The sequence below is a fragment of the Mogibacterium sp. CM50 genome (genome assembly GCF_000293155.1).
GTDB classification, from domain to species: domain Bacteria; phylum Bacillota; class Clostridia; order Peptostreptococcales; family Anaerovoracaceae; genus Mogibacterium; species Mogibacterium timidum.
This window is the reverse complement of sequence record NZ_ALNL01000021.1, coordinates 1-3,139: the sequence shown is the minus strand read 5'-3', so window position 1 is coordinate 3,139 and position 3,139 is coordinate 1. Positions and strand designations below refer to the sequence as shown.

General features: G+C 46.0%; 2 protein-coding genes and 1 pseudogene. All 3 read right to left on the bottom strand.

What is annotated here, in order from left to right; genetic code table 11:
* Positions 1-630 (bottom strand): annotated as a pseudogene (locus tag HMPREF1152_RS03215) (CHAP domain-containing protein); the annotation flags it as partial.
* Positions 627-1,544 carry a DNA cytosine methyltransferase gene (locus HMPREF1152_RS03210; protein ID WP_009643725.1) on the bottom strand — a complete coding sequence of 306 codons (918 nt, stop codon included), beginning with the start codon at positions 1,542-1,544 and terminating at the stop codon, positions 627-629. The gene HMPREF1152_RS03210 and the pseudogene HMPREF1152_RS03215, both read right to left, overlap by 4 nt.
* A partial coding sequence (locus tag HMPREF1152_RS03205; RefSeq protein WP_039883457.1) for a VirB4-like conjugal transfer ATPase, CD1110 family occupies positions 1,541-3,139 on the bottom strand: 1,599 nt, incomplete at its 5' end. The genes HMPREF1152_RS03210 and HMPREF1152_RS03205, both read right to left, overlap by 4 nt.

Here is a 3,139-nt window from a genome sequence, read left to right as displayed (position 1 = left end):
TGCATTTGCTTTTTCTGCGGCTTTCTCCGCTTTCCTTGCCTTGCGGTAGGGCTTTAGCCTCTGATTTCTGTAATTTTCTCTTGCCTTTCTTACGCTGAATCTTCCAAGTATTTCTGCGGCTTTTTCGGTTTTGTGGGCTGCTTCAACGCCTGCATTGTCATGCTCCGTTTCATGGATTTTCTTATGCACAAAAGCGCCTGCTTTATTAAGGGCAGGAGAAAGAGGATTTGCAGACTTACCGGAGACTATGGGCTTTTCCTTTTCTTCAAAGTGAAGCCTCGTTTTTCCTTTGCCTGTTTTTTCATCAAACTCCCGCTCAAAGGAAAGACTCTTTTTCTTTGGTATTTTATCCCTTGCCTTATCCAGACGGTCCGCCGCCTGATCGGATTTTTTGATATACCTTTGAAGCTCCGGGATATTTCTTTCTTCCTCGGTAAAGGTAAGCCTTGAGGATTTTCTTTTCGGCATTTCCTTATCCGATATAGGATTTTGGGGAATATCATTTTCGGGATTTTCCTGAATCCTTTTTGATATATTTTCCGTTTCTCCGGTTGTCATATTTTCTCTTAAAAGTCCGTCCCGGCTCATTTTCTGCCTGAACTTATCACGGGGCTTTAGCGGTTCTTTCAAAGTGCATCACCTTCCTTTCCTGAAAAGACGCAAGCGCTTTTGCAGCGTCCAAGCTCAATATCTGCAATGTATTTAAGTATCGGGTAAACCTGCGCGGGAACGACGGCATTGCCCAGTGCCTTTAAGCGTTTTACCCTGTCTTTTTTATCCTCTGTAAGCCTCGGAATATCCGTAGGCTCCGTTATCCAGAGGAAATTTCCGTCCATGCTCGCGGGAATCCCATCAGCCACTCTGCCCACTCCGGATTGAAGCGAAGATTGGGATCGGCATCCTTTTCCAGATAATAGATTGCCTCCGAAAGATTCGCCGACCAGTGCCCCGTTTTCTTCTTTCTGCGAAAGGAGCCCGCAGGAGATAGGACTACCTGCGGCACCTTTGGGCGCGTTCCCGTGTCGGAAGCAAGGGGCGTAGGAAACATCTGCCCCCACGATAAAAGTTCGCTTGCGTTCATGCCACGCGCCGACGCTGCAAGCAGGAAGTACGAATGTCCAAACGGCATATCCCGCTTTCTCCAAGTCAAGGATCGTTTTGTTGAGCCCCATATTGATGAAGTTAGCAACATTTTCGCCAAGCACGAAACGGGGCTTAAGTTCTCTAATAACTCTGCACATCTGCGGCCAGAGATAACGGGGGTCTGTAAAGCCCTTCTTTGCTCCGATGGCGGAAAAGGGCTGACACGGGAAGCCTCCGGATATGAGGGTAATGCTGTCTTGTCCTGTTTTTTCAATAAATGCCTCCTTTGTAACTGTGGTAATATCCTGAAAACGCGGAACATCCGGCCAATGCTTTTTTAATACGGCAGTCGGAAAGTCCGCCCATTCGCATTGACAAACAGTAGAAAAGCCTGCGGCCTCCGCCGCAAAGTCGATTCCTCCGATTCCGGTAAACAGGCTGAAATGCGTCAGTTTCTTCATTCGCTGCTCACTTCCTCCGGCTTTGTCGTCATGACCTTGTAGAGCTTTGTATCTTTCGGGAAGTGATCTACAAATGGCAGGATCACATTTCCGTAAAAGAGAAGTCCTTCGCCGGATTCCGTATGGGTTACATATTTCATCTGCTGTGGAGAAATATTAAGCTGCTTTGCAAGGATATTTCTGTCGCTTACCGCCTGATTAAGCATCAAGACAAAGTCGCTGTTTTCAAAGATATTTTCCACTTCTCTGCTGGATAAAAGATCCTTTACATTTTGAGTAATCCCTGTGGGAATACCCGACCACTTCCTGAAACGCTTCCAGATTTCAACGCTGTATGCTGCGGTCTGTTCCTCACGGAGCAGAAGATGAAATTCGTCCATGTAGTAGCGGGTTGCTTTCTTTTTTGCTCTGTTTATGGTTACGCGGTTCCAAATCTGATCCTGCACGATTAACATTCCAAGCTTTTTTAGCTGCTTTCCAAGGCTCTTTATATCAAAGCAGACAAGGCGATTATTAAGCTCTACATTGGTTCTGTGATTAAACACATTAAGAGAGCCTGTTACATAAAGCTCAAGGGCTGCCGCAACTCTTGCAGCTTCCGGCTCCGGCTGTCTTAAAAGCTCCTCATAAAGATCCCCTAAAATAGGCATCCTTTCAGGCACGGGTTCTGCAAGAAACTCCCTGTAAACCGTTCTTACTGCACGGTCGATGACCGTTTTTTCCACAGGTGCAAGTCCTTCCTTTCCTCCGACTACAAGCTCACAAAGGGAAAGGATAAAGTCCGATTTTAGGGCAAGGGGGTTATCATCCTCGCTGTAATTTAAGTTTATATCCATCGGGTTGATATATTCTTTACTTGTTGGAGAAATGCGGATGACCTGTCCTAAAAGGCTGTTTACCAAAGGGGCATACTCGGCTTCGGGATCGGATATATAGATGTCATCGTCCGTAATTAAAAAGGCGTTTGTAATTTCACGCTTTGCCGCAAAGGATTTACCGGAGCCGGGCGTTCCGAGTATCAGACCGTTGGGGTTTTTAAGCTGCTTTCTGTCGCATAAAATCATGTTGTTTGAAAGAGCGTTAAGTCCGTAGTAAAGGGCTTCGCCGCCCTGAAAAAGCTCCTGCGTGATAAATGGAATGAATACGGCGGTGCTTGAAGTGGTAAGTCCTCTTTGGATTTCAATTTCATTTCTTCCAAGCGGAATACTTGACATCAGGCCTTCCTCCTGCTGAAAGTCAAGACGGGTTAAGGCACAGTTATATTTCTGTGCGATTCCTGCGGCGGCGAACACATCGTTATCCAGCTTTCTTTTACTATTCGCCATATTCACCACTAAAAAGGTAACAAGAAACATTCTTTCGTTTCTGCTCTGTAAATCCTGCAACAGATTTTTCGCTTCGCCTCCGTAGGTGGCAAGGTCGGACGGGATAATATCCATGTCATAGCCGCTTCTGACGGCTTTTTTCTGCTCGTCAATTTTCATCTTGTCAAGGTCGGTGATTTTTCTTTTAATCGTCTTAATTGCCTCCGCCTGATCGATGCTTTTGATATGCAGGTTTACGATCATTCCCGTTTCCAAATCCAAAAGGTCGGA